Here is a 1,360-nt window from a genome sequence, read left to right as displayed (position 1 = left end):
GGCTCCGCGTCCTGCGCAATCGCTGGAGGAGATCGAGCGGGCGTGGCTGGACTTCCATCGCCAATGCGGGCCCGCGATGGCGCTGCCTGAGTCGGCGCTCCCGCCGACGCCTCAGCCGAAGGTCGCGTTCGCCATTACTCATTACGAGCGGCCGGGGAAACTGGTCGATGCTTTGATCTCCGCGGCGCGGCAGACCTATCCGAACCTGGAGATCATCGTCGTCGACGATGGCTCGGCCAGCGAATCCGCTCGGCAGGCGCTGACCCAGCTCGAGCCGTTCATCGCGCGAGCGGGAGGACGCTTGATCCGGCGCGAGAACGGCTATCTTGGCGCTGCGCGCAACACCGCGCTGGCGGTGACCGACGCCCCGTACATCTGTTTCCTCGACGACGACGACTACGCGTTGCCGGAGTTGATCCAGACCTTGGTAAGCGCTGCGCTCGCAACCGGCGCCGAAGTCGTCAACTGCCTCAACGTGTTCATGCCCGAAACCAAACGGGCAGAGGTCATCGCCCGGGGCGACGGGCACCACCACAAGGTCTGCTATGTGCCGATCGGCGGCCCGCTGTCGGTGGCGGCGTCGGAGAACTGCCTGGGCGCGGCGACCGCGCTGATCAAGACCGACGCGCTGCGCGCGATCGGCGGCTATACCGAACTGCGCGGCGTCGGCCACGAAGATTACGAACTGTTCTTGCGGATGCTGCAGGCGGGAATGTGCCTGGAGATCGTGCCGCGGCCGCTGTACCTGTACGAAGTCGGCCGGCCGAGCATGCTGTCGCGCACCAGCTTGACCCGTAACTTCCGCCGTTGCTTCGATGCCTGCCGTATGCCCGCCGACGGTGCGGCCTCGCGCGACCAGTTGTCGTTGGCCTTGGGCAAAAAGGTCGCCATCGACGCGCATAACCGGCTGTGGTGGCAGTACTCGCTGTTGCCGACCGCGGCGCTGCGGCATCAGGCGATGGCGCAAGGCTCTTCGCGCGAGGATACGCTTGCGTTGTTGATCAAGTTGGCGGTGGCCGAGAGCAATCAGCGCCTGGCGCTGGCCTTCGCGGAAGACCTGCGCAGCACGTCGACCGGTCCGTCGTCGGACGAAGAGGACATGGCTGCGTGGCATGCGCCCGCGCCGGCCGCCCTCGCGCCGACCGCGAAGGTTTACGACCCGCGCTTGGCGGACATTCGGCTGGAAGTCGGGTTGGGCCGCGGCGAGATCGCCCTGGACCGCCTGGTCGCGTTGGCGGGAGCGGCCGGCGCCTTGCCGCCGGAGTTCTTCCCGGTCGCGCTGTCGGTGCTGCGGCGCTGCGAACCGCAACGCGATCAGGCGCGATGCCGCGCGCTGAGCGCCGCGCTGGCCGGCAAGCGG

At 68.2% G+C, this 1,360-nt stretch carries 1 protein-coding gene; it reads left to right on the top strand.

What is annotated here, in order from left to right:
- On the top strand, positions 1–1,360 hold a 1,360-nt coding region (locus tag ABZY20_RS37170; RefSeq protein WP_356447945.1), incomplete at both ends, for a glycosyltransferase family A protein.

It is taken from the genome of Streptomyces sp. NPDC006624 (genome assembly GCF_040611555.1).
Taxonomy (GTDB): Bacteria; Actinomycetota; Actinomycetes; order Streptomycetales; family Streptomycetaceae; genus Streptomyces.
Note: the sequence above shows the minus strand (reverse complement) of the source record. Positions and strands in the feature narration are given on the sequence as shown.